This window comes from Microbacterium sp. 22303 (genome assembly GCF_052045265.1).
Lineage (GTDB): Bacteria > Actinomycetota > Actinomycetes > Actinomycetales > Microbacteriaceae > Microbacterium.
In genome coordinates this window covers 389,247-415,521 of sequence record NZ_JBQEOQ010000003.1, presented here as the reverse complement: position 1 = coordinate 415,521, position 26,275 = coordinate 389,247, and the positions used below count along the sequence as shown (strand labels likewise).

At 70.0% G+C, this 26,275-nt stretch carries 21 protein-coding genes; 15 read left to right on the top strand and 6 right to left on the bottom strand.

What is annotated here, in order from left to right; all coding sequences use genetic code 11:
• Window positions 1–104: 104 nt before the first annotated feature.
• The 7 genes from ACTJI8_RS11405 to ACTJI8_RS11375 all read left to right on the top strand — a co-directional run bounded on the left by ACTJI8_RS11405 (window position 105) and on the right by ACTJI8_RS11375 (window position 9,340).
• Complete coding sequence (locus ACTJI8_RS11405; protein WP_440733555.1) at window positions 105–1,556, top strand: helix-turn-helix domain-containing protein; 1,452 nt, start codon at window positions 105–107, stop codon at window positions 1,554–1,556.
• A gap of 479 nt (window positions 1,557–2,035) precedes the next feature.
• Window positions 2,036–3,016, top strand: a complete 981-nt coding sequence (locus ACTJI8_RS11400; protein ID WP_440733554.1) for an ABC transporter substrate-binding protein — start codon at window positions 2,036–2,038, stop codon at window positions 3,014–3,016.
• Between the two features lie 55 nt (window positions 3,017–3,071).
• The gene (locus ACTJI8_RS11395; protein ID WP_440733553.1) at window positions 3,072–4,637 is read left to right on the top strand and encodes a sugar ABC transporter ATP-binding protein; all 1,566 of its coding nucleotides are present in this window, start codon (window positions 3,072–3,074) and stop codon (window positions 4,635–4,637) included.
• Window positions 4,634–5,734 (top strand): ABC transporter permease, encoded by a 1,101-nt coding sequence (locus tag ACTJI8_RS11390; RefSeq protein ID WP_440733552.1) that lies wholly within the window; start codon window positions 4,634–4,636, stop codon window positions 5,732–5,734. Before ACTJI8_RS11395 ends, ACTJI8_RS11390 begins: the two co-directional genes overlap by 4 nt.
• Window positions 5,734–6,753 carry an ABC transporter permease subunit gene (locus tag ACTJI8_RS11385; protein WP_440733551.1) on the top strand — a complete coding sequence of 340 codons (1,020 nt, stop codon included), beginning with the start codon at window positions 5,734–5,736 and terminating at the stop codon, window positions 6,751–6,753. Before ACTJI8_RS11390 ends, ACTJI8_RS11385 begins: the two co-directional genes overlap by 1 nt.
• Window positions 6,754–6,798: 45 nt before the next feature.
• The gene (locus tag ACTJI8_RS11380) at window positions 6,799–8,313 is read left to right on the top strand and encodes a sugar ABC transporter ATP-binding protein (protein WP_440733550.1); all 1,515 of its coding nucleotides are present in this window, start codon (window positions 6,799–6,801) and stop codon (window positions 8,311–8,313) included.
• A gap of 1 nt (window position 8,314) precedes the next feature.
• The gene (locus ACTJI8_RS11375) at window positions 8,315–9,340 is read left to right on the top strand and encodes a LacI family DNA-binding transcriptional regulator (RefSeq protein ID WP_440733549.1); all 1,026 of its coding nucleotides are present in this window, start codon (window positions 8,315–8,317) and stop codon (window positions 9,338–9,340) included.
• A gap of 91 nt (window positions 9,341–9,431) precedes the next feature.
• Here ACTJI8_RS11375 and phoA read toward each other — a convergent pair whose 3' ends face one another.
• The 3 genes from phoA to ACTJI8_RS11360 form a co-directional block, all read right to left on the bottom strand.
• Window positions 9,432–11,309, bottom strand: a complete 1,878-nt coding sequence (phoA, locus tag ACTJI8_RS11370; RefSeq protein WP_440733548.1) for an alkaline phosphatase — start codon at window positions 11,307–11,309, stop codon at window positions 9,432–9,434.
• A gap of 191 nt (window positions 11,310–11,500) precedes the next feature.
• The gene (locus ACTJI8_RS11365; RefSeq protein WP_440733547.1) at window positions 11,501–12,157 is read right to left on the bottom strand and encodes an amino acid deaminase; all 657 of its coding nucleotides are present in this window, start codon (window positions 12,155–12,157) and stop codon (window positions 11,501–11,503) included.
• A 63-nt stretch (window positions 12,158–12,220) separates the two neighbouring features.
• Window positions 12,221–12,784 carry a TetR/AcrR family transcriptional regulator gene (locus ACTJI8_RS11360; protein ID WP_440733546.1) on the bottom strand — a complete coding sequence of 188 codons (564 nt, stop codon included), beginning with the start codon at window positions 12,782–12,784 and terminating at the stop codon, window positions 12,221–12,223.
• Window positions 12,785–12,879: 95 nt separating this feature from the next.
• On the opposite strand from ACTJI8_RS11360, the gene ACTJI8_RS11355 reads away from it, so the two are divergent.
• Window positions 12,880–13,578: an MBL fold metallo-hydrolase gene (locus ACTJI8_RS11355; protein WP_440733545.1), complete on the top strand. Its 699-nt coding sequence runs from the start codon at window positions 12,880–12,882 to the stop codon at window positions 13,576–13,578.
• 422 nt (window positions 13,579–14,000) lie between these two features.
• On the opposite strand, the gene ACTJI8_RS11350 is transcribed toward ACTJI8_RS11355, so the two are convergent.
• A complete protein-coding gene (locus ACTJI8_RS11350; RefSeq protein ID WP_440733544.1) occupies window positions 14,001–15,494 on the bottom strand; it encodes a PucR family transcriptional regulator ligand-binding domain-containing protein in 1,494 nt (497 codons plus the stop codon).
• A 109-nt stretch (window positions 15,495–15,603) separates the two neighbouring features.
• Between ACTJI8_RS11350 and gabT the strand changes: the two genes are divergently transcribed.
• From gabT to ACTJI8_RS11325, 5 genes are all read left to right on the top strand, one after another.
• The gene (gabT, locus tag ACTJI8_RS11345) at window positions 15,604–16,977 is read left to right on the top strand and encodes a 4-aminobutyrate--2-oxoglutarate transaminase (RefSeq protein ID WP_440733543.1); all 1,374 of its coding nucleotides are present in this window, start codon (window positions 15,604–15,606) and stop codon (window positions 16,975–16,977) included.
• A gap of 123 nt (window positions 16,978–17,100) precedes the next feature.
• Window positions 17,101–18,501 carry a flavin monoamine oxidase family protein gene (locus tag ACTJI8_RS11340; RefSeq protein WP_440733542.1) on the top strand — a complete coding sequence of 467 codons (1,401 nt, stop codon included), beginning with the start codon at window positions 17,101–17,103 and terminating at the stop codon, window positions 18,499–18,501.
• A complete protein-coding gene (locus ACTJI8_RS11335) occupies window positions 18,501–19,385 on the top strand; it encodes a universal stress protein (protein WP_440733541.1) in 885 nt (294 codons plus the stop codon). The genes ACTJI8_RS11340 and ACTJI8_RS11335 overlap by 1 nt, the downstream gene beginning before the upstream one ends.
• A gap of 56 nt (window positions 19,386–19,441) precedes the next feature.
• On the top strand, window positions 19,442–20,905 hold the full coding sequence (locus ACTJI8_RS11330) for an NAD-dependent succinate-semialdehyde dehydrogenase (protein ID WP_440733540.1): 1,464 nt from the start codon (window positions 19,442–19,444) through the stop codon (window positions 20,903–20,905).
• An 85-nt stretch (window positions 20,906–20,990) separates the two neighbouring features.
• On the top strand, window positions 20,991–22,352 hold the full coding sequence (locus tag ACTJI8_RS11325; RefSeq protein WP_440733539.1) for an NAD-dependent succinate-semialdehyde dehydrogenase: 1,362 nt from the start codon (window positions 20,991–20,993) through the stop codon (window positions 22,350–22,352).
• Window positions 22,353–22,461: 109 nt separating this feature from the next.
• On the opposite strand, the gene ACTJI8_RS11320 is transcribed toward ACTJI8_RS11325, so the two are convergent.
• Window positions 22,462–23,109, bottom strand: a complete 648-nt coding sequence (locus ACTJI8_RS11320) for a hypothetical protein (RefSeq protein WP_440733538.1) — start codon at window positions 23,107–23,109, stop codon at window positions 22,462–22,464.
• Window positions 23,110–23,171: 62 nt separating this feature from the next.
• Window positions 23,172–23,777: a TetR/AcrR family transcriptional regulator gene (locus ACTJI8_RS11315; protein ID WP_440733537.1), complete on the bottom strand. Its 606-nt coding sequence runs from the start codon at window positions 23,775–23,777 to the stop codon at window positions 23,172–23,174.
• Between the two features lie 54 nt (window positions 23,778–23,831).
• Between ACTJI8_RS11315 and ACTJI8_RS11310 the strand changes: the two genes are divergently transcribed.
• Window positions 23,832–24,455 carry an NAD(P)-dependent oxidoreductase gene (locus ACTJI8_RS11310; RefSeq protein WP_440733536.1) on the top strand — a complete coding sequence of 208 codons (624 nt, stop codon included), beginning with the start codon at window positions 23,832–23,834 and terminating at the stop codon, window positions 24,453–24,455.
• 69 nt (window positions 24,456–24,524) lie between these two features.
• Window positions 24,525–26,249: a ubiquinone-dependent pyruvate dehydrogenase gene (gene poxB / locus ACTJI8_RS11305; RefSeq protein ID WP_440733535.1), complete on the top strand. Its 1,725-nt coding sequence runs from the start codon at window positions 24,525–24,527 to the stop codon at window positions 26,247–26,249.
• Window positions 26,250–26,275 lie beyond the last annotated feature (26 nt).

The following is a 26,275-nucleotide window of genomic DNA, read 5'->3' as shown; positions in this document are numbered from 1 at the left end:
GCCGGGGTGGCTTGAGACCACTCTGAGTGAAGATCTGGATTCGGCCAGACCAAATCGATGGAGAAGTTTAGTCAGATTTCTGTTTTCGTGACAGAATCGGCGCCATGGTCACCGCAGACACGGCAGAAGAGGTCGACGCTCTCACGATCGGGCGCCGCATCCGGCAGCTCCGCACGGCGGCCGGGCTGACCCTCGAGCAGCTCGCGACCGCGATCGACCGGGCGCCGAGCCAGGTGTCCATGATCGAGACCGGCAAGCGCGAGCCGAAGCTCACCCAGCTGCAGCTGATCGCCCGCGCGCTGGATACGACGATCGACCAGATCCTCGCCGAGCAGCCCCTCGATGAGCGCGCTGCGATGGAGATCGCGGTCGAGCGCGCGATGAAGGGGCAGACGTTCCAGGCGCTCGGGATCGCGCCGTTCCGGATCGCGAAGACCGTGCCGGACGAGGCGCTCAAGGCGCTGCTCGCCCTGCACAGCGAGATCGACAAGCTCCGCGACGAGCGTGCGGCGACGCCCGAGGAGGCCCGGCGGGCGAACGTCGAACTGCGTCACCTCATGCGCCGTCAGGACAACCACTTCGCAGACCTGGAGAAGAAGGCGGCGGAGATCCTCGCCGCCGTGCACCACCCGGGCGGCCCGCTGACGCAGCGCAGCGCGAGCGACATCGCCGCACACCTCGGCTTCACCCTGCACTACGCGCCCGATCTCCCGCAGTCGACGCGCAGCGTGGCCGACCTCGCGCATGGGCGGCTCTACCTCTCCAGCCGCGTGCCGGGGAAGGGCGATGCCCGCACCGCGGTGCTGCAGGCGCTCTCCAGCCGGATCCTCGGCCACTCCGAGCCGCGCAGCTACGCCGAGTTCCTGCGTCAGCGCGTGGAGACGAACTACCTCACCGGCGCGCTGCTGATGCCGGAGGAGCACCTGGTGCCGGTGCTGAAGGATGCGAAACAGCGCCGGGCGATCTCGATCGAGGACCTCCGCGACGCCTACTCGGTGTCGTACGAGACCGCCGCGCACCGGTTCACGAACCTCGCCACCCGGCACCTGGACATCCCGGTGCACTTCCTCAAGGTGCACGAGTCGGGCACCATCACGAAGGCCTATGAGAACGACGACGTGAACTTCCCGACCGACCGGCTCGGATCCATCGAGGGGCAGATGTGCTGCCGGCGGTGGACCAGCCGAGTCGTGTTCGAGGAGGAGGACCGGTTCAACCCGTACTACCAGTACACCGACACCGGCAACGGCACGTACTGGTGCACCGCCCGCGTGGAGGCGTCGAGCGAGGGCCTGCACTCGGTGAGCGTGGGCGTGCGCTTCGACGACACGAAGTGGTTCATCGGGCGCGAGACGCCCAACCGCGGCGTCTCGAAGCACTCGGTCGAGGTGTGCTGCCGGCGTGCTCCGGCGGACCTCGAGAAGCGCTGGCGGGAGCAGTCCTGGCCGAACGTGCGCACGCCGCGCACCCTGCTCGCCACGCTGCCGACCGGAGCGTTCCCCGGTGTCGACACGACCGACGTGTACGAGTTCCTCGAGGCGCACGCCCCGGACTGAGGCGGGCCATCCGCGACGAACAAGCTGCCGGGCATCGCCCAGCGATATCCGGCTGTGTCCGCCGCGAGCTGAGTTGAGCTGAGATGAGATGAGCACCGGGAAGAATTCACCCTCCGCGAAATCGCCCGTCGTCTCATGCTCCGGCGGTTCGCATCGCAGCGCACGGGAACGGTGGCGAACGCGGGACTCACTCGACTCCCGATCGACCCATCGGCTGCATTCGGAGGGATCCGGTCCCATCCGACGATGCGGCGGCGCGTGCGTCCTCGACGAAGAGGAAGAAATGTTATCGCTCACGGCTTGAAGGCCATGAGGCGACAGCTGCTCGATGCAAAGCACCGATGCTGACAGCCTTGTTATCGAATTGTGATCGCTCACAACGTGGCGCTGGGAGAAATGTGAAGGCTAACATTTCGCACAGGCCTCCCAGGCCCACACGAGACTCCGGCGAGGATGCCGGATTGAACAAGGAGGTTCCAGTGAAGAAGGGCATCATCGCGGGCATCGCGCTGCTCGGCGCCGTGGCCATGGCGGCCACCGGTTGCTCCGGAGGATCTTCGGCCGCATCCGGCGGGTCGAAGGGGGACGGGGTCGTCACGGTCGGCTTCGCGCAGACCGGGTCGGAGAGCGGATGGCGCAGCGCCAACACGGAGTCGATGAAGGACGCGTTCTCCGCCAAGAACGGCTTCAAGCTGATCTTCAACGCCGCCGACAACAAGCCGGAGAACCAGATCGCGGCCGTCCGCAACTTCATCAACCAGGGCGTGGATGCGATCGTCATCGCCCCGGTCGTCACCACCGGATGGGATGACGTGCTCAAGGAGGCGAAGGACGCGAACATCCCGGTCATCCTCGAGGACCGCACGATCGATGGCTCCAGCGATCTGTACAAGGCATGGATCGGCGACGACTTCAAGAAGGAGGGGGAGACCGCGGGCGCCTGGGCGAAGCAGACTCTCGGCGACAAGGCCACCAATATGGTCGTTCTCGAGGGCACCACTGGTTCCGCCCCCGCCATCGATCGCGCCACCGGCTTCGATGACGCGATCAAGGGCAGCCAGATCAAGAAGCTGGACTCGCAGACGGGCAACTTCACGCGCGCCGATGGCAAGACGGTCATGGAGGGGTTCCTGCAGAAGTACGGCAAGAGCATCAACCTGCTCTTCGCGCAGAACGATGACATGGGCCTCGGCGCCCTCGACGCGATCAAGGCCGCGGGCCTCACACCGGGCAAGGACATCCAGATCGTGACGATCGATGCCACCCACGATGGTCTTCAGGCCGCCGCCAACGGCGAGTTCAACTACGTGGTGGAGTGCAACCCGCTGCTCGGTCCGACCGTCGCCAAGACCGTCAAGGACGTGCTGGCCGGCAAGGACGTCGAGAAGAAGCAGACCGCCGTCGACCAGTCGTTCACCCCGGAGCAGGCGAAGACGGCCTTGCCCGACCGCAAGTACTGAGGATCCGAGGGGAGGGCGCCTCGCGTCCTCCCCTCGCCTCGTGAGAAAGGCAATCATGGTCACTGGCGACCACCGCAGCGTCATCGAGATGCGCGGCATCAACATCTCCTTCCCGGGCGTGAAAGCACTGCAAGATGTCGACTTCACCCTCAGGGCCGGCGAGGTGCACACCCTCATGGGCGAGAACGGCGCGGGCAAGTCCACCCTCATCAAGGCGCTCACCGGGGTGTACCGGATCGACACCGGCCTCGTCCGGGTCGACGGAACGGACAAGGTGTTCGGCGGCACCGCCGACGCGCAGGACGCGGGTGTGTGGACCGTGTACCAGGAGGTCAACCTCTGCGCGAACCTCTCCGTCGGTGAGAACGTCATGCTGGGGCAGGAGATCCGCGGTCCGTTCGGCATCGACTGGCGGCGCACGCACGATTCAGCGAGCAGGCACCTGCGCAGCCTCGGTCTGACGATCGATCCCCGTTCGCCGTTGTCGTCGCACTCGATCGCCGTGCAGCAGCTGGTCGCGATCAGCAGGGCCATGGTCTCCGACTGCAAGGTTCTCGTGCTGGATGAGCCGACTTCGAGCCTGGACCGCGACGAGGTCGACCAGCTTTTCGCCGTCATGCGCGATCTGCGCGATCGGGGCGTCGCGATCCTCTTCGTCACGCACTTCCTCGATCAGGTATACGAGATCTCCGACCGCCTCACGGTGCTGCGCAACGGTTCGCTCGTGGGCGAGTACGCGGCGTCCGAAGTGGACCGCACCGAGCTCATCGGGCTCATGCTCGGCCGCGAGCTCCAGGAGCTGGAGTCCATCGACACCGCAGAGCGGCATGTGGATCGCTCCGGCATCCCCGTGCTGCGCGCGACCGGCATCGGCCGTCGCGGAGTCATCGAGCCGGTCGACCTCGAGGTGTTCGACGGCGAGGTCGTGGGGCTCGCCGGTTTGCTCGGGTCCGGTCGTACCGAACTAGTGCGACTGCTCTCCGGCGCCGACACCGCCGACAGCGGGCAGATCGCGGTGCACGGCGAACGGGTACGCATCTCCGCGCCCCGCGACGCGATCGATGCGCGCATCGCGTTCACCTCCGAAGACCGCAGGGAGGAAGGGATCGTGGGAGACCTCACGGTCGCCGAGAACATCGTGCTCGGCATCCAGGCGCGCCGCGGCTGGATGCGCAAGGTGCCCCAGGCCGAACAGGACGTCGTGGTGGGCGAATACATCACGGCGCTGGGCATCCGGCCTGCGGACCCGAATGCTCGCGTCCGCAACCTCTCCGGGGGTAACCAGCAGAAGGTCGTCCTGGCGCGCTGGCTTGCCACGGCGCCTGAGCTGCTCATCCTGGACGAGCCCACCCGCGGCATCGACGTGGGCGCCAAAGCGGACATCCAGCGTCTCGTCTCACGGTTGTCCTCGGAGGGGCTGTCGGTCGTCTTCATCTCCTCCGAGCTGGAAGAGGTCCTGCGCCTGTCGCAGCGCATCGTGGTGATGCGCGATCGCCGTAAGATCGGCGAACTGACCACCACCGCCGACACCGAGGTCGACGAACTCGTCGGCATCATCGCCAGGGGATCGACGGACGCCGCGGATGTCCTCGACGAGATCACGAAGGAGCACGCGGCATGACCGATGCGGCACGCGGCATCTCGCTGAAGAAGATCCTGACGCACCGACTCGCGCTGCCCATCGGCGCGTTGCTGGCGCTGGTGCTGCTGAACACCATCGCACGGCCATCCTTCCTGGCCGTCTCCCTGCGGGACGGCCAGCTGTACGGCTCGCTCATCGACATCATCCGCAACAGCGCGCCTCTCATGCTCGTCGCGCTCGGCATGATGATCGTGATCGCCACCCGCGGCATCGATCTTTCGGTCGGCGCGATCATGGCGGTCTCGGGCGCAGTCAGCCTCACCATCATCAAGGGATCGCCGAACCCGAACGACCTCGGCGTCATCGCCCTGGCGATCCTCGCGGGCCTGATCACGACCCTGCTGTTCGGGGCCTGGAACGGATTCCTGGTCGCGGTGCTCGGGATCCAGCCGATCATCGCGACTCTCGTCCTCATGCTGGCCGGGCGAGGCATCGCCTTCCTCATCACGCAGGGCAACATCACCACGATCAACAGCGCGCCGTACCAGTTCATGGCACAGGGCTACGTGATCGGACTTCCCTTCGCGTTCCTCGTCGCGGTCGTGGCGATCGTCGTGGTCGCGCTCGTCGAACGGCGCACCGCCCTCGGCATGCTCACGGAGGCGGTCGGCATCAACCCGACCGCGAGCCGGATCGCCGGCGTGCGAGCGCGCGGCATCATCTGGGGTGCCTACGCGGCCAGCGGGCTCCTCGCCGGCATGGCAGGCGTGCTCTACACGTCCAACATCATGGCGGCTGACGCGAACAACGCCGGCGTGAACATCGAAGTGGACGCGATCCTCGCCGTCGTGCTCGGCGGCGCATCGCTCATGGGCGGGCGCTTCACGATCGCCGGCACGGTGATCGGCGTCTACACGATCCAGACGCTCACCTCGACCATCACCTTCCTCGGCGTCCCGCCGGCTGTCACGCCGGTGTTCAAAGCTGCGGTGATCGTGATCGTCTGCCTGGCGCAGTCCACCCGCATGCGCGCCTGGTTCCGGGGCCGGGCATCCCGATCCGCCGGATCGGGACCGATCCGGCGTGAGTCGGCAGAGACGCCCGCCCTCGTCGGCGCGGGGGAGGGGAAGGCGTGATGAGCGCTACTGTCACGGGGCTGTCCCCCGAACGCGATCTGACCGGCCGCCTGCGCGCCTTCGCCGTACGACACAGCGGATGGGTGCCGGTGCTGGCCGCAGCCGCGATCTTCGTCGCGATGCTGATCGGCGGGCAGGTGTACTTCGGCACGTTCGTCTCGCCGCGGCTGCTGTCCTCGCTGCTGCTCGACAACGCCTACCTGCTGATCCTCGCGGTCGGCATGACGTTCGTGATCCTCAGCGGCGGAATCGACCTCTCGGTCGGGGCGGTCATGGGCTTCACGGGCATCCTGGGCGCCAAGCTCCTGCTCTCCGGTGTACCGCCGTTCATCGCGGTACCCGTCATGATCGCCGCCGGCGCCGTGATCGGCCTGTTCATCGGGGTGCTCGTGCAGTACTTCGACGTGCAGCCGTTCATCGCGTCTCTGGCCGGGATGTTCCTGGCCCGTGGCCTGGCGTTCGTGGTGAGCCTGGACACCCTGCGTGTGTCGGACCCATTCCTCGGTGCGCTGCAGTCCTCCCGGTTCCGCCTGCCCGGCGGCTGGTACATCACCCCGACCGTCATCATCGCGCTCGTCGCCGTCGTGATCGCGGCGTGGGTGCTGGGCTGGACCCGGTTCGGTCGCACCGTCTACGCGGTGGGCGGCAACGAGCAGTCGGCGCGCCTCATGGGCTTGCCGGTTGCGCGCGCCAAGCTGCTCGTCTACGCCATCAGCGGTACGTGCGCGGGCCTCGCCGGGGTCGTCTTCACCGCCTACACGAGCTCCGGGTACAGCCTCAACGGCATCGGTACCGAGCTCGACACGATCGCGGCGGTGGTCATCGGTGGGACGCTGCTCAGCGGTGGCAGCGGCTATGTGCTCGGCTCGCTGTTCGGTGTGCTCGTCTACGGTCTGATCAAGACCGTTATCAGCTTCCTCGGTGTCGACACCTCCTGGATGCGGATCACGATCGGCGCCCTGCTGCTGGTCTTCGTCGTGGTGCAGCGCTTCCTGGTGATGAGGGCGCGCCGACGGTGAGCCCGAATGCGGAAATCGGGCGACGACATCGGACACGATAGGAACATGTCGAAGCCCGTCGAGCCGCTCGTCGAGATCCGGGGCGCCACCGTGCGCTTCCAGGGCTCGACGGCGCTCACCGACGTCGATTTCCGGATGTTCCCTGGCGAGGTGCATTCGCTCATGGGGGAGAACGGGGCGGGCAAGTCGACGCTGATCCGCGCGCTCACCGGTGCGCTCGCCCTGGACGCCGGCATCATTCGGCTGGACGGGACCCGGGTTCGCTTCGCCACCCCGGCCGATGCGCTGCGTCACGGGATCAGCACGGTGTACCAGGAGATCGATCTGCTGCCGAACCTGTCCGTCGCAGAGAACATCTGGCTCGGCCGGGAGCCGCGCCGGTTCGGTGGGATCGACTTCCCGCAGATGCGGCGCCGCACGGCGACGGTCCTGGACGATCTGGGGGTGGCGATAGATCCGGCCTCTCCGCTGGGAGCGCATCCGCTCGCCATCCAGCAGCTGGTCGCGATCGCGCGGGCGATCGCGACCGACGTCAGGATCCTGGTACTGGACGAGCCGACCTCGAGTCTGGATCTCGACGAGGTCGCCGAGTTGTTCCGAGTGATCCGCAAACTCAAGAAACGCGGAGTGGCGATCCTCTTCGTGTCCCATTTCCTCGACCAGGTGTACGAGATCTGCGACCGGGTGACCGTGCTGCGTGGTGGGCGTCTTGTCGGCGAGTATCTGACGACAGAGCTGCTGCGGATCGACCTTGTCGAGAAGATGCTCGGCCGGTCCCTGCCCGCCCACCTCGCGTCCCCGCCGGAAGCGGTGGAAGATGACGAGGTCGCTCTCCTCGCCGCCGAGGGGCTCACGGTCGGCAGAGGCATCGTGGACGCCGACCTGCGCATCGGGGAGGGCGAGGTGCTCGGCGTCGCCGGGCTGCTCGGCTCCGGGCGGACCGAACTCGCCCGGGCGCTCTCCGGCGTCGACCGCCTGGATGCCGGGATTCTGCGCGTCGAGGGCACGGCGAGGACGTGGCGTTCTCCGCGGCAGGCGATCGATCTCGGCATCGTGTACTCGTCCGAGGACCGTCGGACCGAGGGAATCGTGGGCGGCCTCAGCGTCCAGGACAACATCACGCTCGCGGTGCAGGCGCAGCGCGGCATACTGCGCCGTATGCGCCGGTCCCGTCAGCGCGAACTGGCGATGAGCTGGATCGAGGCGCTCGGGATCCGCCCCGCTGATCCGGATCTGCCCGCCGGAATCCTGTCCGGAGGCAACCAGCAGAAGGTGCTGCTCGCGCGCATGCTGGCGCTGTCTCCGCGCGTGCTGGTGCTGGACGAGCCCACCCGCGGCATCGACGTCGGCGCTAAAGTCGAGATACAGAAACTCGTGGGCGAGTTCGCCGACAACGGGCTGTCGGTCGTGTTCATCTCCGCCGAACTGGAGGAGGTGCTGCGCGTGGGCCATCGCGTCGTGATCCTGCGCGGGGGGCGCGTGGTCGACAGCGTCGCCACGGCTGACCTGACGGTGGATTCGCTGCTCGCTCTCGTTGCGCGCCCCGAGGACGAGGAGTGACGTGACCGACGACATTCCCGCCCGCGCTGCGAACATCTTCGACGTCGCGCGGCTTGCCGGCGTCTCGCACCAGACCGTGTCGCGTGTGATCAACGACCTGCCCAATGTGCGGCCTGCGACGAAGGCCCGCGTCGAGCATGCGATCGCGCAGCTGCGCTACAGCCCGTCGCCTGCGGCCAGGGCGCTGGTCACCCGACGCACCAGGACGATCGGGCTGGTGACGCCCGGGGTGCCCGACTTCGGCCCGTCCGCGATCGCGATGCATTTCAACGCCGCCGCCCGAACCGCCCGGTACACGGTGGACTCGGTCAGTCTTCTCGATGAGGACCCGGCGATCGGCGTGCGCTCGGCGGTCGAGGGCCTGCTGCGCCAGCGGGTGGATGCGATCGCCCTCGTGGTCGTCGATCTTGCGGCGTTGGAGACGGTGCGCAGCATCGAGCTGTCCATCCCAATGGTCGCTTCGGCGGCCACGCCTCGCCGGCACGCACGGCTGGTCTCGATCGATCAGTATCGCGGGGCGCGGCAGGCGGTGCGGCATCTCGCCGAACTCGGCTACACCCGGATCCTGCATCTCGCCGGTCCCCAGCAAGCGCCGGACGCCGTGGAGCGGGTGCGGGGCTGGCGTGATGAGCTCGCCGAGCGGCGTCTGGAGATCGTCTCGCCGGTCGCCGGGGACTGGAGCGCCGCGAGTGGATACCGCCTCGGGTCGAACCTGGACATCGCGCAGGGCATGGCCGTGTTCGCCGCGAACGATCAGATGTCGATCGGGCTGCTCTCCGCGCTGCGGGAGCGGGGGCTGCGCGTCCCCGAGGACGTCAGCGTGGTGGGCTACGACGACGTCCCCGAAGCAGCCTTCCTGTATCCGGCGCTGACCACGGTGCGGCAGGACTTCGCGGCCCTCGGCGAACTCATGATGCAGAAGCTGCTTCTCGCGTTCGAGGAGCCCGATCGCATGACCGAGGACACCCCGATCCCGACCAGGCTCATCGTGCGTCAGTCCACCCGCGCGGCGCACGCGCCGGACTGAGGCTTCGGGCGGCCGCGGTGCGCTGACCCCGTCCGACACACGGATGGCGCCGGCCCCGAAAGGCTGACGCCGTCCGGCGTTTTCTAGCGCGTTACGCGCGCCGGACCCTGGCGCGCACGAGTAGCAGGCCGCCCGCGATCAGTGCGAGGGCGACGAGCGCCGCCGCGCCGATCGTGCCACCCGTGAGCGCCAGGCTGCCGCCGTCGTTCCCGTTGCCCGGCGGGAGCGCGACGGCCGGAGCGGTCGGGCCGGGCGACGCGGTCGGGGTGGTCGGTGCGCCCTCGGCGACCGTGAACGTGACGCTCAGGGCCTTGCCGGTCTGCCCACCGGTCACGGCGACCGTGTACTCGCCCGGCTCGGTCGGCGCCGTCAGCGGCACCGCCACGCCCCCGTCGATGACATCCGTGCGGCCGATCGTGGTGGCGGCGGCGCGTGCGGTCGCCCCGGACGCCGAGACGGATCCGTTCACCTGCCGGTCGCCGTTCAGGCCTGCGGCTGTGATGGTGAGCGTGCCGCCGGGGGCGACCTTCTCGGGTGCCGTGAGCGTGGCGCCGTCCGACAGCGCGACGAGGTCCCGGTTCAGTTGCAGGGCGCCCGCGATGGTGAAGAAGTTGTCGGTCTGGTCCGTGAGCCCCACGACGTTCGCCGCCCCGGGACCGTAACCCGCGATGCGCACCTGGGTGCCGGTGTGCTGCTGCGAGCCGCCCGCCCCTGCGGTGCCGTAGGAGACCTTCATCGTGGAGCCCTCGGTGGTCTTCAGCGCGATCGAGAGCGAGGTCGGCGGGGTGCTGTCCACGATCTGCGAGGTGTGCGCGTGATCGGCGGTGACGATCACGAGCGTGTTGCCGTCGGCCTTCGCGAAGTCGAGCGCGACCTGCACGGCCTCGTCGAGATCGATGGTCTCGCCGATCTGGCCGCAGGCGTTGGCGGCGTGGTCCTGCTTGTCGATGGACGCGCCCTCGACCTGCAGGAAGAAGCCCTTGTCGCCCTTGAGCAGGTCGATCGACTTCTGGGTGAGCGCCGCGAGCGAGAGCGACGAGCCCAGCCGGTCGACGCTCTCGGTGCAGGCGACAGGCGCTGCGTCGGCGCCGCCGACGGTGGCGGTGGTCTCGGCGAATCGGGTCGGGAAGTTGCCGGGGGTGAACGTGCCCAGCACCGGCCGGGTCTGGTCCGCGGCGCTGATCGCGGAGAGATCGGCAGCCGTGCGGGCGACCTGGTATCCGCGGGTCTCCGCCTGCTGGAACAGGGTCGCGCCCGGCCAGGCGCCCGCCTTCGCGATCTGCTCGAAGGACTCGGATCCGCCGCCCAGCGTGACGTCCGCGCGGGTGTCCAGGATCTGCTCGCTGATCGAGCCCTTGCCGCCGTTCTCGAGCAGGTCGGCGCCGCACTGCTTCACCGAGTCGGGTCCGTAGCACTTGCGGCCGGCGACGTGCGCGGCCTGTACGGCCGGGGTGGCATCCTGCAGCTCGGCCGTGGAGACGTTGCCCGTCTTGAGCCCGTTCGCCTTGGCCAGCTCGACCAGGGTGTCGTGCCCCTTGCCTGCGATGTCGACGGAGATCGCGCCGTCGTAGGTCTTGGTGCCGGTCGCCCAGGCGGATCCGGTCGCGGCCGAGTCCGGCACGTAGTCCGCCGAGCCGTCCTTGTTCAGCGAGTAGGTCGTGTACGAACCGGTCAGCGGCAGTGCATCGATGCCCGGCAGTTGTCCGCCCGCGCCGTACTGGTAGTCGCGGGCGACCGTGATCTCGGAGTCGCCCATGCCGTCGCCGATGAGCAGGATCACGTTCTTCGCGGGGCCGTCGACGATCGCGTCGCGCAGGGCCGCCGTGCGGTCGCCGTCGTTGCGGGTGGCGCCGCCTGGGGCGGACGGGTCGACGGGCGCGGCCGCGTAGGCGGCAGGTGCGGCCAGCGCGGCGCCGGCGACGAGGGTGAGCGCGATCGCGGAGCGCGCGATCGTGGTTCTGGCAGTCATGGCTGTCTTCCTCTGGGGAGCGGGGGACGGCCCGGCGGCTCGCAGGTGTGCGTGCCGGATCCGAGCTCCCTCAGCCCACCAGCGCGGGCAGTACGGCGGGTGACGGCCAGGTGACGAATCGATGAATCCGCTGAGTGACGGCTATGAGAAAGCTGGATCCGCAATGGATCCGGATCGCACGGCAACGTGGATCAGGCGGCGTTCCAGCGCAGGCGCGACGCGGCGTCGTCGAGGTCTCGACGGATCGGCTCGGCCTGTGCCACGGGCAGCAAGGCGACCAGGAGCGGCGACGTCCCCGGGGCTGGCGCCACGGCGTAGGCGAGAGCGCGGGATCCGTCGTGCTCGTGGCTCAGCACGGCGCGGGTCGCCCTGCCCTCGGCGAGCGAGTACCAGGAGAACTCCCCGCCCGAGGCGAGGAGGACGGAAGCGGCGTGCGTCGCGCGGGCGAGCAGCGTGCCGGATCCCTCCCACGGAATGAAGTGCGCACCGTCGAGACCCAGCCCCGTTGCCAGGTCCGAGCCGAGCCAACGTTCGCGGTTCCGGTCGGCATCGACAGCCGACAGCAGAGATGCGTAGGTCTGCAGCAGCCCGGCGTTGCCGATCGGCCATGCCGCCTTCAGCCCTGCCCGCTCGTGCAGGGCCTCGAACAGCGCCTGCGGGATGAGCGCCTCGCCCGTGCGTGCATCGATCGCGGTGGCCGCACCCCAGCGACCGAAGAGCCCGTCGGTGCGGTCCGCATCGATCGCGGCGATGAGCCATTCGATCGTGGTGAGCGCCTCGGCGGGCGCCTCCTGGGTGGAGCCCGAGGCTGCGGCTGCCGCCCGGTCCAGCTCCTCGATGCGTCCCATGTCGCCACCCTACGCCGGTGCGCGGGGGTGGGACAGGGTGCGCCGGTGTCACCCGGCTGGCCTTCAGCGGAGCGCGGTGAGCGCGTCCACGAGCGTGGTCAGGCCGAACTCGAACGCCTCGTCCACGTCGCCGCCGAGCTGGAACGCGCCGGCCTGCTCCATGGTGCAGAAGCCGTACGCCCAGGCCGTCAGCGTGCGTGCGGCGGGGAGTGGATCGCCCGGCGCCGCGGCGCGCACGGCATCCAGCAGGGTCCGGGTGAGCGCGACCATGCCATCGGACTGGGGCTCGGCGCTGAGCGCGGCGCCCGAGAACAGCAGCGAGGCGGCGTGAGGGGAGCGGGTGCTGAACGCCCGGAATGCGCGGGCGATCGCGGCGAGCGACGCGGCGGAGTCGGTCGCGGATCCGGCCAGAGCCGTGACATCCTCGTCGAGCTCGCGGGCGGCGTCGTCGGCGATCAGTCGCAGCAGGTCGTGCCGGTGCGCGACGTGCTTGTACAGGCTCGGCGGGCGCACCCCGACGGCGGTGGCGACCGCGCTGATCGTGACGGCGTCGATGCCCTCGTCCTCAGCGATGGCGCGCGCGGCGGCGGTGAGCGCGACGCGGGTGACGCGTTGCGGTGCGGGCATCGGGTCCTCCTCTGCGTCGACCGCAGATGCGGGTCGGCGCTTTTCGATCATAAGACTATTGACAGTAGCCATGATAGCTATATAACGTAGCCATCATGAATGCAGAGCTCATCCGGATCGGCGACGACATCGTCGCCATGCACGCCGTCGTCACCGACGAGGGCGTCACGCTGATCGACGCGGGCCTGCCGGGCGACCGGCGGATCCTGCAGCAGGCGCTCGCCGCCGCCGGCCGTCGCCTCGAGGACATCCGCGGCATCGTGCTCACCCACGGCGACAGCGATCACATCGGCGTCGCCGAATGGCTGCGCACCGCCTACGGCGTGCCGACTTTCGTGCACGAGGCGGATGCGGGCAGGGCGCAGGGGGAGAAGACGCCGGGCGCCTCGGGCGGCGCCATGAAGCTGAGGCCCGCGCTGCAGTTCTTCGCGGCCGCGCTGCGCCGAGGCGGCCTGCGCACGAAGCACCTCGGCGCCGTGCGCACGATGAAGGATGGGGATGTCCTGGATCTGCCCGGGGCGCCCGAGATCATCGGCCTGCCGGGGCACTCGCCCGGGTCTGTCGCCATCCGCGTCCCCGCGGTCGACGCGATCTTCGTCGGCGACGCCCTCACCACCCGGCACGTGCTGAACGGGTCCACCGACGTGCAGCTCGGCCCGTTCAGCGATGCGCCCGAGGAGACGCCGGAGAGCCTCGAGCGCCTCCGCGCCCTGCCCGAGCGCACGATCGTGGTCGGGCACGGGCCGATGTTCCGCGGCACCGCGGCCGACATGATCGCGGCACGCACGCGCTGAGCGGCTCGCACGCGCGCTGACATCGGTGCGCCGGCGCGGATGTGGTGCGCCGGCACGGACTTCGGCGGGCTGGCCGCCTGTTGCGATGTTCAGGTGACAGTTGGTTCGTTCAGGTCGCAGTTGTCTCGTTCAGGTCGCAGTTTTTGCTGCTTCGGGACTGTTGTCGGAGCACATTCTGCGACCTGAACGGATCCGGTCGGCTCGCTGGTCGCGGAATGCGACTTACGGAGGTCTTTGACCGCAATATGCGACCACTGAGCGGGGATGGGGTGCGCGGATCCGGCCCGCTGCGGATCCGGTCCGCTCGCTGGTCGCGGAATGCGACTTACGGAGGCCCTTGCCCGCAATATGCGACCACTGAGCGGGGATGGGGTGCGCGGATCCGGCCCGGTGCGGATCCGGCCCGCAGGGAGACGCCGGGGTCAGTCGCCGGCGGTACGCAGCGCGGCCCAGAGCTCGGCGCGTGCGGGGAAGGATCCGAGGTCCGCGCCGAGGATCGACGCGGCGTGCGAGATCCGGGTGCGCAGCGTGTGCCGGTGCACGCCGAGGACGGCGGCGGCGGGTTCCAGGCGGGTGTCATGCTCGAGCCACACCCGCAGCGATCGCTCCAGCTCCGCGCCCTCCTGCGCGTCGTGCTGGCGCAGCGGGGCCAGCAGGGACTCGGCGATCAGTCGCGCCTCGTCCGTCGCGAACGCCGCCAGAACGCTCGACTCCGCGCTGTCCGCGTAGCGGGTCACGCCCTCGGCGCCCCGGCGCAGCGCCGTGAGCGCCTGTGCGTGCGCCCGTGAGAATCCGCTGTACTCCTCGGGCGCCGAGACGCCGATGCGCACCTCCGTGCGGGCGGCGACCTCGTCCAGCACTCCGGCGTCGGCGACGCTCAGGCACATCACGAGTCCGTCGTCGGACTCGGCGAGGAACGCGGACGGGGCGGCGTCGCCACGCTGCCGTTCCCACCACTCGATGACCGTGCCCTGGCGCTGTCCCGCGGCGACGGCGACCACCACGGGCGCGGGCGGCAGAGCGCCGAGCACGCGCCGGGCCAGGGCCGGATCGTCCGAGAGCAGGGAGGTCAACAGCTGCCGGTGCAGCCGTCGGCGGCTGCGCGCGAGCTGCTCGCTCTGCTCGAGCGACAGCCCGGCCATCGCGATGACCGAGGTCACCACGGTGCGCGTCTCGGGATCCAGGGTGTCGCTCGCGATCGCGACGACACCGCGCAGGTGCCCCGCGCGCCCCACGGTGAGCAGCGTGTGCGCGGTCTCGCCGTCCTGCACCACGCGGTTCGCAGATCCGCCGCGGGCGAGGAGATCGGCTGCGGCATCGGCGACGACGGGGGAGGCGCCGCCCGCAGGATGCTCGTGTACGAGCTGCCCCGCGGCGTCGTACATGCCCACTCTGCAGCCGAGACGGCGTGAAAGCTCGGTGAGCGTCGACTCCAGCCCGTGGGGACGGAGGGCTGCGACCGAGAGTGCGCGCTGGGTCTCCAGCGCCCAGGTGCGCCGGGCATAGGCCTGTGCGGCGATCGCCTCGGCGTGCGCCCGCGCGACGGCCAGGAACGGCGTGCCGTAGGGCACCTCGAACAGGGGCAGGCTCGCGGCGGCGCAGGCGTCGGCGAGGTCGGCGGGGATGCCGCTGCGATGCACCTCCGTGCCGAAGCCGAGCGCCACCACCCCGCGATCCACGAGCCGGTGCACGTAGGCGCGGACGCCTGCCGCGTCGTCGTCGGCGAACTGCGTGCCGGTCGTCAGCAGGGCCAGGTCGTCGGTGAGGAACGGGGTCGGATCCACGAGGTCGGAGTTGTGCACCCAGCGCAGCGGGTGATCGAGGGATCCCGTGGGCAGCGCCGATTCGTCGCCGACCAGGCGCAGGTGCAGGTCGCGCCGGCGCAGCAGCGTGCGGAGGGTGGGATCCTGGTCCACGGGTGCTCCTTCCGCGCCGGCATCGTCATGGCCGCACCGGCGAAATCGTGATCCAGATTGTACGCCACGGCGAATGCTCTCGAGCGGTCGCCTCCGTAGTCTCGACGCCATGACCACCATCGACGCGCAGGCTGACACCCTTCCCCTCGGCGGCCCCTCCCTTCCCCAGGAGCGCCGCCTCGTCACCGAGCTCCCCGGCCCGCGTTCGGCCGAGATCCTCGCCCGCAAGGCCTCGGCCGTGCCCGCCGGCGTGGGTCACACCGTGCCGGTCGCCGCGGTCGCAGCCGGTGGCGGCGTCGTCGTCGACGCCGACGGCAACTCGCTCATCGACCTGGGCTCCGGCATCGCCGTGACCACGGTCGGCAGTGCGCACCCGAAGGTCGCCGCGGCCATCGCCGCGCAGGCCGCGCAGTTCACGCACACCTGCTTCATGATCTCCCCGTACGAGTCCTACGTGGAGGTGGCCGAGGCCCTCAACCGCCTCACGCCCGGTGCCTTCGCCAAGAAGACCGCGCTGTTCAACTCGGGCGCCGAGGCCGTCGAGAACGCGATCAAGATCGCGCGCAAGCACACCGGTCGTCAGGCCGTCGTCGCCTTCGACCACGGCTACCACGGCCGCACCAACCTGACCATGGCGCTCACGGCCAAGGCCATGCCCTACAAGAGCGGCTTCGGCCCGTTCGCCCCCGAGGTGTACCGCGCGCAGGCCTCCTACCCGTTCCGTGACGGCCTCTCCGGCGCCGAGGCGGCGGCACGCACGATCCTGCAGCTCGAGAAGCAGATCGGCGCCGACAACCTCGCCGCGGTCATCATCGAGCCCATCCAGGGCGAGGGCGGTTTCATCGTCCCGGCCGACGGCTACCTGCCCGCGATCGTCGAGTGGTGCCGCGCGAACGGCGTCGTCTTCATCGCCGATGAGGTGCAGACCGGTTTCGGCCGCACCGGCGCGATGTTCGCCAGCGAGATCTTCGGCATCGAGCCCGACCTCATCACCACCGCCAAGGGTATCGCCGGCGGCATGCCGCTGGCGGCCGTGACCGGCCGTGCCGAGATCATGGACGCCTCGCACTCCGGCGGACTCGGCGGCACCTACGGCGGCAACCCGGTGGCGTGCGCTGCGGCACTCGCCGCGATCGACGCCTACGAGACCGAGGGCCTGCTGGAGCGCGCGGTCGAGATCGGCGCGCTGCTCAAGGACCGCCTCGCCGTCATCCAGGCCGCGGATCCGCGTCTGGGCGACATCCGCGGACACGGCGCGATGATCGCGGCCGAGTTCGTGGACCCGGCCACCGGCGCCCCGGATGCCGCGCTCACCGGTGCGGTCGCCAAGGCCGCGATCGCGCAGGGCGTCATCGTCCTCACCTGCGGCACGTTCGGCAACGTGATCCGCTTCCTCCCGCCGCTGACGATCGGCGACGACCTCCTGAACGAGGGTCTCGACGTCATCGCCGCCGCACTCGCGGCCTACCCCGCCGGGGCCTGATAAACGTCCGGGCGCGATCGGGATCGGGGGATGCTGGATCGCGCCCGGCAACTTTCTGCATGAAAACCGCAGGGGAACCTGCACAGCGCACCAGACGGTGCGAGACCGATGAAGGAGTCGAAATTGGCCGATATCACCCGTGACGTGCTCATCGTGGGAGCGGGCGCCGCTGGCACCACCGCAGCGAACGAATTGCGCAAGGCGGGCTTGTCGGTCGTGGTGCTGGAGGCCCGTGACCGGGTCGGCGGCCGGCTCTGGACCGACGTGATCGACGGCGCCATGCTCGAGATCGGCGGCCAGTGGGTCTCGCCCGACCAGGATGCGCTGATCGAGACGATCGACGAGCTGGGGCTGGAGACGTTCAGCCGCTACCGCGAGGGCGACAGCGTCTACGTCGGCCCCGACGGCGCCCTGCACCGCTTCACGGGCGAGATGTTCCCGGTCGCCCCGGAGACCGAGAAGGTCATCGCCGAGATCACCGAGCGTCTCGACGCCATGGTCGCCGAGATCGACCCCGACCGCCCCTACGCGCACCCGAAGGCCGCCGAGTGGGACTCGATCACCTGGGATGCATGGCTGCGCGAGCAGAGCGACGACGACGAGGCCGTGCGCAACCTCGCGTTCGCGACCGGATCCGCGATGCTCACCAAGCCGACGCACGCGTTCTCGCTGCTGCAGTCGTTGCTGATGGCGGCATCCGCCGGCTCGTACTCGAACCTCGTCGACGCCGACTTCATCCTCGACAAGCGCGTCGTGGGCGGGCTGCAGCAGGTCCCGCAGCTGCTCGCCGAGCGCCTCGGCGATGATGTGCTGCTGAACCAGCCGGTGCGCACCCTCGAGTGGGACGAGCACGGCGTGACCGCGACCACCGACTCGCTCACCGTGCGCGCACGCTACGCGATCCTCGCGCACGCCCCGGTGCTCTACGACCGGATCTCCTTCGTGCCGTCGCTGCCGCGCCGCCAGCACCAGATGCACCAGCACCTGTCGATGGGCTTCGTGATCAAGGTGCACGCCGTCTACGACCGTCCGTTCTGGCGTGAGCAGGGCCTGTCCGCCACGGCGTTCAGCCCCTACGAGCTCGTGCACGAGGCGTACGACAACACCAACCACGGCGACGAGCGCGGCACCCTGGTCGGCTTCGTGAGCGACCAGAACGCCGACGACGTGTTCGAACTGAGCGCCGAGGAGCGCAAGGAGCGGATCCTGGAGTCCCTCGCGCACTACTACGGCCCCGAGGCGAAGAACACGGTCGTCTACTACGAGAGCGACTGGGGCTCCGAGGAGTGGACCCGCGGCGCCTACGCGGCGAGCTTCGACATGGGCGGTCTGCACCGCTACGGCAAGGACCTGCGCACGCCGGTCGGCCCCATCCACTTCGCCTGCTCCGACCTGGCCGGCGCCGGGTATCAGCACGTCGACGGCGCGATCCGCATGGGTCGCCTCGCCGCGTCGCAGATCCTCGACGCGGACCGCGGCGAGGAGGCCGGCGAGCTCATCGCCGCAGAGGCGGCCGAGGTCTGATGACCACCTCCATCGTCGTCGGCTACACGGCGACGGAGACCGGTTCCGACGCGCTGGCGCTGGGCGTGCGACTCGCCCGTGCCACGCGGCGGCGCCTGCACGTGCTCATCGTCCTGCCCGGCCACGGCGAAACCGCCGGCGCGGAGCAGGACAGCCCGGCCCAGGGGCAGGCGGCACAGTGGCTCGACGAGGCGCAGGAGATGATCCCCGCGGACGTCGCGCACACGGCGCACGTGCGCGTGCACGACTCCTTCGCGGAGGGGCTCGTGCTGGCGGGCGAACAGCTCGAGGCTGCTCTGATCGTCGTCGGTGCGGCGAACGGGGCGACCATCGGTCTGCACCGGATGGGCAGTATCGCGCAGGCGCTGCTGCACTCCTCGCCGATCCCGGTGGCGCTGGCGCCGGCCGGCTTCGCGCACAGCGTCGACGTGCAGGCACCGATCTCGCGGATCACCGCCGCGATCGGCAATCGCCCCGGCGCCGACGCACTGCTGGAGACGGCGGTGGCGCTGTCCGGCGCGACCGGCGCGACGCTGCGACTCGTCTCGCTCGTCGCGTTCGACGTGCCGCGCGGGTTCGACCCGAACTCCATCCGCCTGGTGAGCGCGGCGCACGGTGACGACGTGCTCGCCCGTGCGGAGATGGAGCTGCCGCGGGGCGTGCGCGCCGAGCTCGAGCGGGCTCCGGGGGACACGGTCGCGGAGGCCGTGGCGCAGCTGGCATGGCTGCCGGGGGAGCTGATCCTGGTCGGATCCAGCCGGCTCGCGCAGCCGCGGAGGCTGTTCCTCGGCTCGACCGCGGCGAAGATGCTCGACATCATCCCCGTACCCATGATCGTCGTTCCGCGCACACGCCTGGACGACAGCGCAGACTCTGGGTCCTGACCGGACCCGCACCACCTGATTGCATGAGAATCGAAGCATCTGACAAGGAGGATCGTATGACCGATCTGGAGAAGACCCTGCTGGAGAGCGTGCCCACCGGGCTCTACATCGCCGGCGAGTGGATCGCCGCCGAGGGCGACAAGACCTTCGACGTGCGCGACCCCGCCACCAACGAGGTGGTGCGCACGATCGCCGACGCCTCGCCGGCCGACGGCATGCGGGCCCTCGACGCGGCCGTCGCCGCACAGGACTCGTGGGCCGCGACCCCGCCGCGCACCCGCAGCGACATCCTCCGCCGCGCGTTCGACCTCGTGCAGGCGCACAAGGAGGACCTGGCGCTGCTGATGACCGTCGAGATGGGCAAGCCGCTGGCCGAGGCCCGTGGCGAGGTCGTCTACGGCGGCGAGTTCCTGCGCTGGTTCAGCGAGGAGGCGGTGCGCATCTCCGGCCGCTACGGCTTGAACCCCGAGGGCACCGGCCGCATGGTCGTCTCGCAGCGTCCCGTGGGCCCGTCGTTCTTCGTCACGCCGTGGAACTTCCCGTTCGCGATGGCCACCCGCAAGATCGCGCCCGCGCTCGCCGCCGGCTGCACCGTGGTCATCAAGCCGCCGGCACTGACCCCGCTCACCACGATGTACTTCGTGAAGCTGCTCGAGGAGGCGGGCCTGCCGGCCGGCGTCGTGAACGTCGTTCAGACCTCGCGCTCGTCGGCCCTGTCGGCGCCGATCATCGCCGACCCGCGTCTGCGCAAGCTGTCCTTCACCGGATCCACCGAGGTCGGCCGCAAGCTCATCGCCCAGGCGGCGGAAGGCGTGCTGCGCGTGTCGATGGAGCTCGGCGGCAACGCCCCGTTCGTGGTCTTCGAGGATGCGGATCTGGACAAGGCCGTGGAGGGTGCCCTGGCGGCGAAGTTCCGCAACATCGGCCAGGCGTGCACTGCGGCGAACCGCTTCATCGTGCACCAGGACGTCGCGGACGAGTTCGCCCGCCGCATCACCGAGCGCGTGAACGCGATGAAGATCGGGCGCGGCACCGAGGACGGCGTCTCGATCGGCCCCCTGATCGACCACGACGCTGTGGCCAAGGCCCAGGAACTCGTCGGCGACGCCGTCGAGCGCGGCGCGACGCTGCTCTCCGGCGGCAAGGCGCTGGAGGGTGTCGGATCCTTCTACGAGCCCACCGTTCTCGCGAACGTGCAAGCCGGCAGCGAGATCCTCCGCGAGGAGATCTTCGGCCCGGTGCTCGCGATCGCGACCTTCGCCGACGAGGCCGAGGCCGTGCGCCTCGCGAACGACACCGAGTACGGCCTGGTCTCCTACGTGTTCACGCAGGACCTCGCGCGCGGACACCGGATGATCGACGCTCTCGAGACGGGCATGATGGGTCTGAACGTGGGCGTCGTCTCCAACGCGGCCGCTCCCTTCGGCGGCGTCAAGCAGTCCGGCGTGGGCCGCGAGGGCGGCTTCGAGGGCATTCACGAGTACCTCTCGACCAAGTACACGCTGATCCCGGTCGACTGAACGCCAGCACCGGCGGGCTCGGGTTCCGCACGGATCCCGAGCCCGCCGGGACACCCCACAATGATGTGACACCGAAAGGATCGACATGACCGATTACGCCGTCGTCAACCCGGCAACGGGCGAGACCGTCGCCACCTACGAGACCTTCACCGATGCGCAGATCGAGGATGCCGTCGCCCGTGCGCACGGCGCCGCGGCGGTCTGGGGGCGCACTCCCGTCGCCGAGCGCGCGGCCGTGATCCGCCGCATCGCCGAGGGGCACCGCGCCCACCGCGACGAGCTCGGCGCGATCATCACACGTGAGATGGGCAAGCCCCTCGCCGCTGCCGTCGGCGAGGTCGACTTCGCCGCCGACATCATCGAGTTCTACGCCGACAACGCCGAGAAGATCAACGCCGACCAGCCTCTGGACATCCTGGGCGACGGCACCGCGGTGATCCGCAAGGCTCCGCTCGGCGTGCTCTTCGGCATCATGCCGTGGAACTTCCCGGCCTATCAGGTCGCGCGATTCGCCGGCCCGAACCTCGCGGTCGGCAACACGATCGTGCTCAAGCACTCCGAGCAGTGCCCGGAGTCGTCGGCTCTCCTGGAGAAGATCTACCACGAGGCCGGACTCCCCGACGGCGGCTACGTCAACGTCTACGCATCGATCGAGCAGGCGGCCACCATCGTCGCCGACCCGCGCGTGCAGGGCGTGTCCGTGACCGGATCCGAGCGCGCCGGTGCGGCTGTCGCGGAGAACGCCGGCCGCAACCTGAAGAAGGTCGCGCTCGAGCTCGGCGGATCCGACCCGTTCATCCTGCTCTCCACCGACGACCTCGACGCGACCGTGCAGGCCGCCGTCGACGCACGCCTGGACAACAACGGCCAGGCCTGCAACGGCGCCAAGCGATTCATCGTCGTCGACGGGCTCTACGACGCGTTCGTGGAGAAGGCCGTCGCCGCGCTGTCCGCGGTCACGCCGGGCGACCCGACCCAGGAGGACACCGTGCTGGGCCCGCTCGTCTCGGAGGCGGCCGCGGTCAACCTGCAGAATCAGGTCGACACCGCGGTGGCACAGGGAGCGACCCTGCTCACCGGCGGCACCCGCGACGGCGCGTTCTACACGCCGACGCTGCTCGCCGATGTCACGCCCGAGATGGACGTGTACCGCCAGGAGCTGTTCGGCCCCGCCGCCGTGGTCTATCGCGTCGCGGACGAGGACGCGGCGGTCGCGCTCGCGAACGACACCTCCTTCGGTCTCGGCTCGTACGTGTTCACCACCGACGACGCCCAGGCCGAGCGAGTGGCGAACGGCATCGACGCGGGCATGGTCTACGTCAACGTCGTGCTCGCCGACAGCCCGGAGCTGCCCTTCGGCGGCGTGAAGCGCAGCGGCACCTCGCGCGAACTCGGTCTGCTCGCTGCCGACGAGTTCGTGAACAAGAAGCTCGTCCGCGTGGCCTGATTCCGGCAGCTCGGATTCGTCCCGCCGCACTCAGCGGGAGAGAAGGGGCGGGCGTCGCATATCCTGCGGCGCCCGCCCCTTCGCCATGCCAGGGAACTCGACGGGAGCGTCAGGATCCGCTCTGCGCGCGGGCGGCGAACACGGTCAGCGCCTCGGCGTAGCGCTCCGGATCCGCCCGCGTCTCGGCCGTCGCGAGCAGCGCGGAGGAGCCGGCGATGCGAGTGAACTCGCCGCGGCACGGGATCTCGATCACCCGGACGAGCCCGGCCCTCCACGCCGGGATCAGGGTGTGGAGGGCGCGCCGCTCCGGGTGCTCGTGCAGCGGTGCGCGGTGTCCGGCGACGCGCTCGTGGACGCGACGCGAGACCCAGTCCGAGAAGGACGCGTCGAACGCCTCTGCGCCGAAGCGATCGCGCCACGTGGGGCCCCTCAGCTGCTCGAGCAGTGCGCGCCGCTCGTCCGAGCCCGGCGCGGTCGATTCGATCTTCGCGATCAGCGGCAACGGGTCCAGATCCGCGAGGTGGGTCAGGGCGCCGCGCCACAGCACGGACCACGCGTTCGACGATGCGGTCGCGTCCCTCGGGGAGCGTCGTGCCGTGGGCGGATCCGCCAGCGGAGGCGGCACATCGCCCGGCGGCTGCAGCCCGTAGACGTCACGCACCCAGAGCAGCTCGAGCAGGGCGTGCGGATCGTCCTCCACGCTGATCGACATGTCATGCGGCCAGGGGTTGCCGGGGATGGGGCGGGCGGAGCGCATGCCCTCAGGGTGCTCGTCGCTCCGGGCCGGGTCAAGCCCCCGCCCCGGCGCACCGGGTGGGGTCAGCCCGCCACAGGAAGGAGTCCGGAGAGCACCACGTCCACGATCCCTGCCGCGATGAGCTCGGCGTCTGGCACGGCGTCGAGGCCCTCGAACGCCGCGAGGAAGCCCCGGTGGAATGCGGCCCCGACCAGCAGTCGCGCGGCCGACTCCGTGTCGGCGTCCGCACGAAGGCGCCCGGCTTCACGCTCCGCATCGAGGTGGGCGCGCACGCCGTCGACCACGTGCGCGGGCCCGCTCCCATGCGCTGCGACACCCTCGCGATGCTCGGCGAGCAGCGCGGGCGAGCCGAAGATCGATGCGGCGATCGGGAACGTGCTGGTGAAGAACGCCATGAGGCTCACCACGAGCCCCGCGAGCCCCGCGGCCAGATCCCCGGGGTCGACCGGCAGGGGATCGAGCTGCGCGCGGGGCGTCCGCTCCTCGAGCACGCTGAGGAACAACTGCTGCTTGTCGGCGAAGTGCTTGTAGAGCATCGCCTCGGACAGGCCCGCCTGCGCGGCGATCAGTTTCGTCGTGGTATTGGCGAGTCCGCGTTCGCGCATCACGAGGAGTGCGGCGTCGAGCATCCGCTCGCGGGACGACGCGTGAGGTGTGGCCGAAGGCATCCTCCGAGTATAGTGAGTGAGTAATCACTAACCCCTTGGCTGAAGGAGAAGCGGATGCGTGTCGTCATCGTCGGAGCATCGGGTCGATCGGGCAGAGCCGCGGTCGCGCACGCCCTCGCCGCCGGGCTCGAGGTCGTCTCGATCGTGCGCAGGCCCGCCTCCGCGCCGGAGGGGACGATCGTGGCGACCGCGGACGCGCGGGACGTCGCTGCGCTCACGACGGCCCTGCGCGGCGCCGATGCGGTGATCTCCACGATCGGGCACGTCCGCGCCGACGGCGATGTCGTGCTGCTGCAGGAGGGCATGGCGGCACTCCTCGCGGCGATGGAAGCCGCCGGGGTGTCCCGCGTGATCGCCGTCTCCGCATCCGGGGCCTACGTGGCCCACGACGACCCGCTCTCCCGCTTCGTCGCGAAGCCGATCCTCGAGCGCGTGCTGAAGGCGAACAACACCGACACCCGCGCCATGGATGCGGCCCTCGCCGCCAGCGCCACGGATTGGACGAGCCTGCGTCCCTCCCGACTCATCCCCGGCGCGGGCGCCGCTGACTACCGTGTGGGCATCGATCGCACCGTGCGCTGGCACTACAGCACCCGTTTCGACACGGTCGGACGTGCCGCGGTGGATGCCCTGTCCCGTCCCGAGTGGATCCGGCACGCGGTCTACATCACCGAGTAGCGGGCGGCCCTGGGCAGGGATGGCCGGGCGTAGCCTCGAGATGTCCTGTTGCTTTCACGAGAGGCCGTCATGACCACCGTCGCCGAGAACATCGTCAGCACCCTCCGCGCGAACGGGGTGAAGCGCGTGTACGGGATCCCGGGGGACTCCCTGAACGGCTTCACCGACGCCCTGCGCAAGGACGGCGCCATCCGCTGGGTGCACGTTCGTCATGAGGAGACGGCCGCGTTCGCCGCGGCCGCGGAGGCCGCGCTCACCGGGGAACTGGCGGTCGCGGCCGGATCCTGCGGCCCGGGCAACCTGCATCTCATCAACGGGCTCTACGACGCCAACCGTTCGCGTGTGCCGGTGCTCGCGATCGCCGCGCACATCCCGACCAGCGAGATCGGTACCCAGTACTTCCAGGAGACCCATCCGCAGGAGCTGTTCCGCGAGTGCAGTGTCTACGTCGAGTACGTGTCGGATCCGGCCCAGATGCCGCGGTTGCTGCAGATCGCGATGCGTCAGGCGATCGAGAAGCGCGGGGTGGCGGTGCTCGTCATCCCCGGCGACATCGCGCTCGCGCCGGCCGAGGACGACCGCGTCACCGTGATCGAGCGCAGCCGGCCCGTGGTGGTCCCGAGCGGTGCAGAGCTCGAGCGCGCGGCGACCCTGCTGAATGCGGCGTCCAAGGTCACGATCCTCGCCGGCGCCGGAGCGGAGGGCGCACACGACGAGATCGTGGCGCTCGCGGATCGGCTCGCCGCGCCCGTCGTGCACGCCCTCCGCGGCAAGGAGTTCGTGGAGTACGACAACCCCTTCGACGTGGGCATGACCGGCCTGCTCGGCTTCGCGTCCGGCTACCGGGCGATGGACGGCGCCGACGCCCTGCTGATCCTCGGATCCGACTTCCCGTACCCGCAGTTCTACCCGGCGAACGCGACGACGATCCAGGTCGACATCCGCGGCGAGAACCTGGGGCGGCGCCATCCTCTGGATCTGGGTCTGGTCGGAGACGTCGGCGCGACCGCTGCGGCGCTGCTGCCGCGGCTCAAGGCCGACCGTCGGCGCACCCACCTCGACGATGCCACCGCGCACTACCGCAAGACGCGCGCCAAGCTCGACGAGCTCGCGGTGCCCTCGCGCGGCAAGGCGCCGATCCACCCGCAGTACCTGGCCCGGCTGCTCGACGAGGCCGCCGCGGACGACGCCGTGTTCACCGCCGATGTCGGCTCGCCCACGGTCTGGGCCGCACGCTATCTGCACATGAATGGCCGGCGCCGGCTCATCGGATCGTTCAACCACGGATCCATGGCGAACGCCCTGCTGCACGGCATCGGCGCGCAGGCGAGCGAGCCGGAGCGTCAGGTGGTGGCGCTCGCGGGCGACGGCGGGCTCACCATGATGCTCGGCGAGCTCATCTCCCTCACCCAGAACCGGCTGCCGGTGAAGACGATCGTGGTGAACAACTCCTCGCTCAACTTCGTGGAACTGGAGATGAAGGCGGCCGGTTTCGTGAACTACGGCACCGACCTGCGCAACCCCGACTTCGCCGCCGTCGCGGAGGCGATGGGCATCTTCGGGCGTCGCGTGGAGCGCAGCGAGGATCTTCCCGGCGCGCTCGCCGAGGTGCTCGCACACGACGGGCCGGCGCTCCTGGACGTCGTGACCGAGCGGCAGGAGCTGTCCATGCCCCCGGCCGTCAACGCCGAGCAGGTCAAGGGCTTCGCGCTGTACGCGATCCGCACCGTGCTCTCCGGACGCGGCGACGAACTGCTCGACCTGGCGAAGGCCAACTGGCGTCAGCTGTTCTGACCGGCGCCGGATCCGGTCCCGTGCCA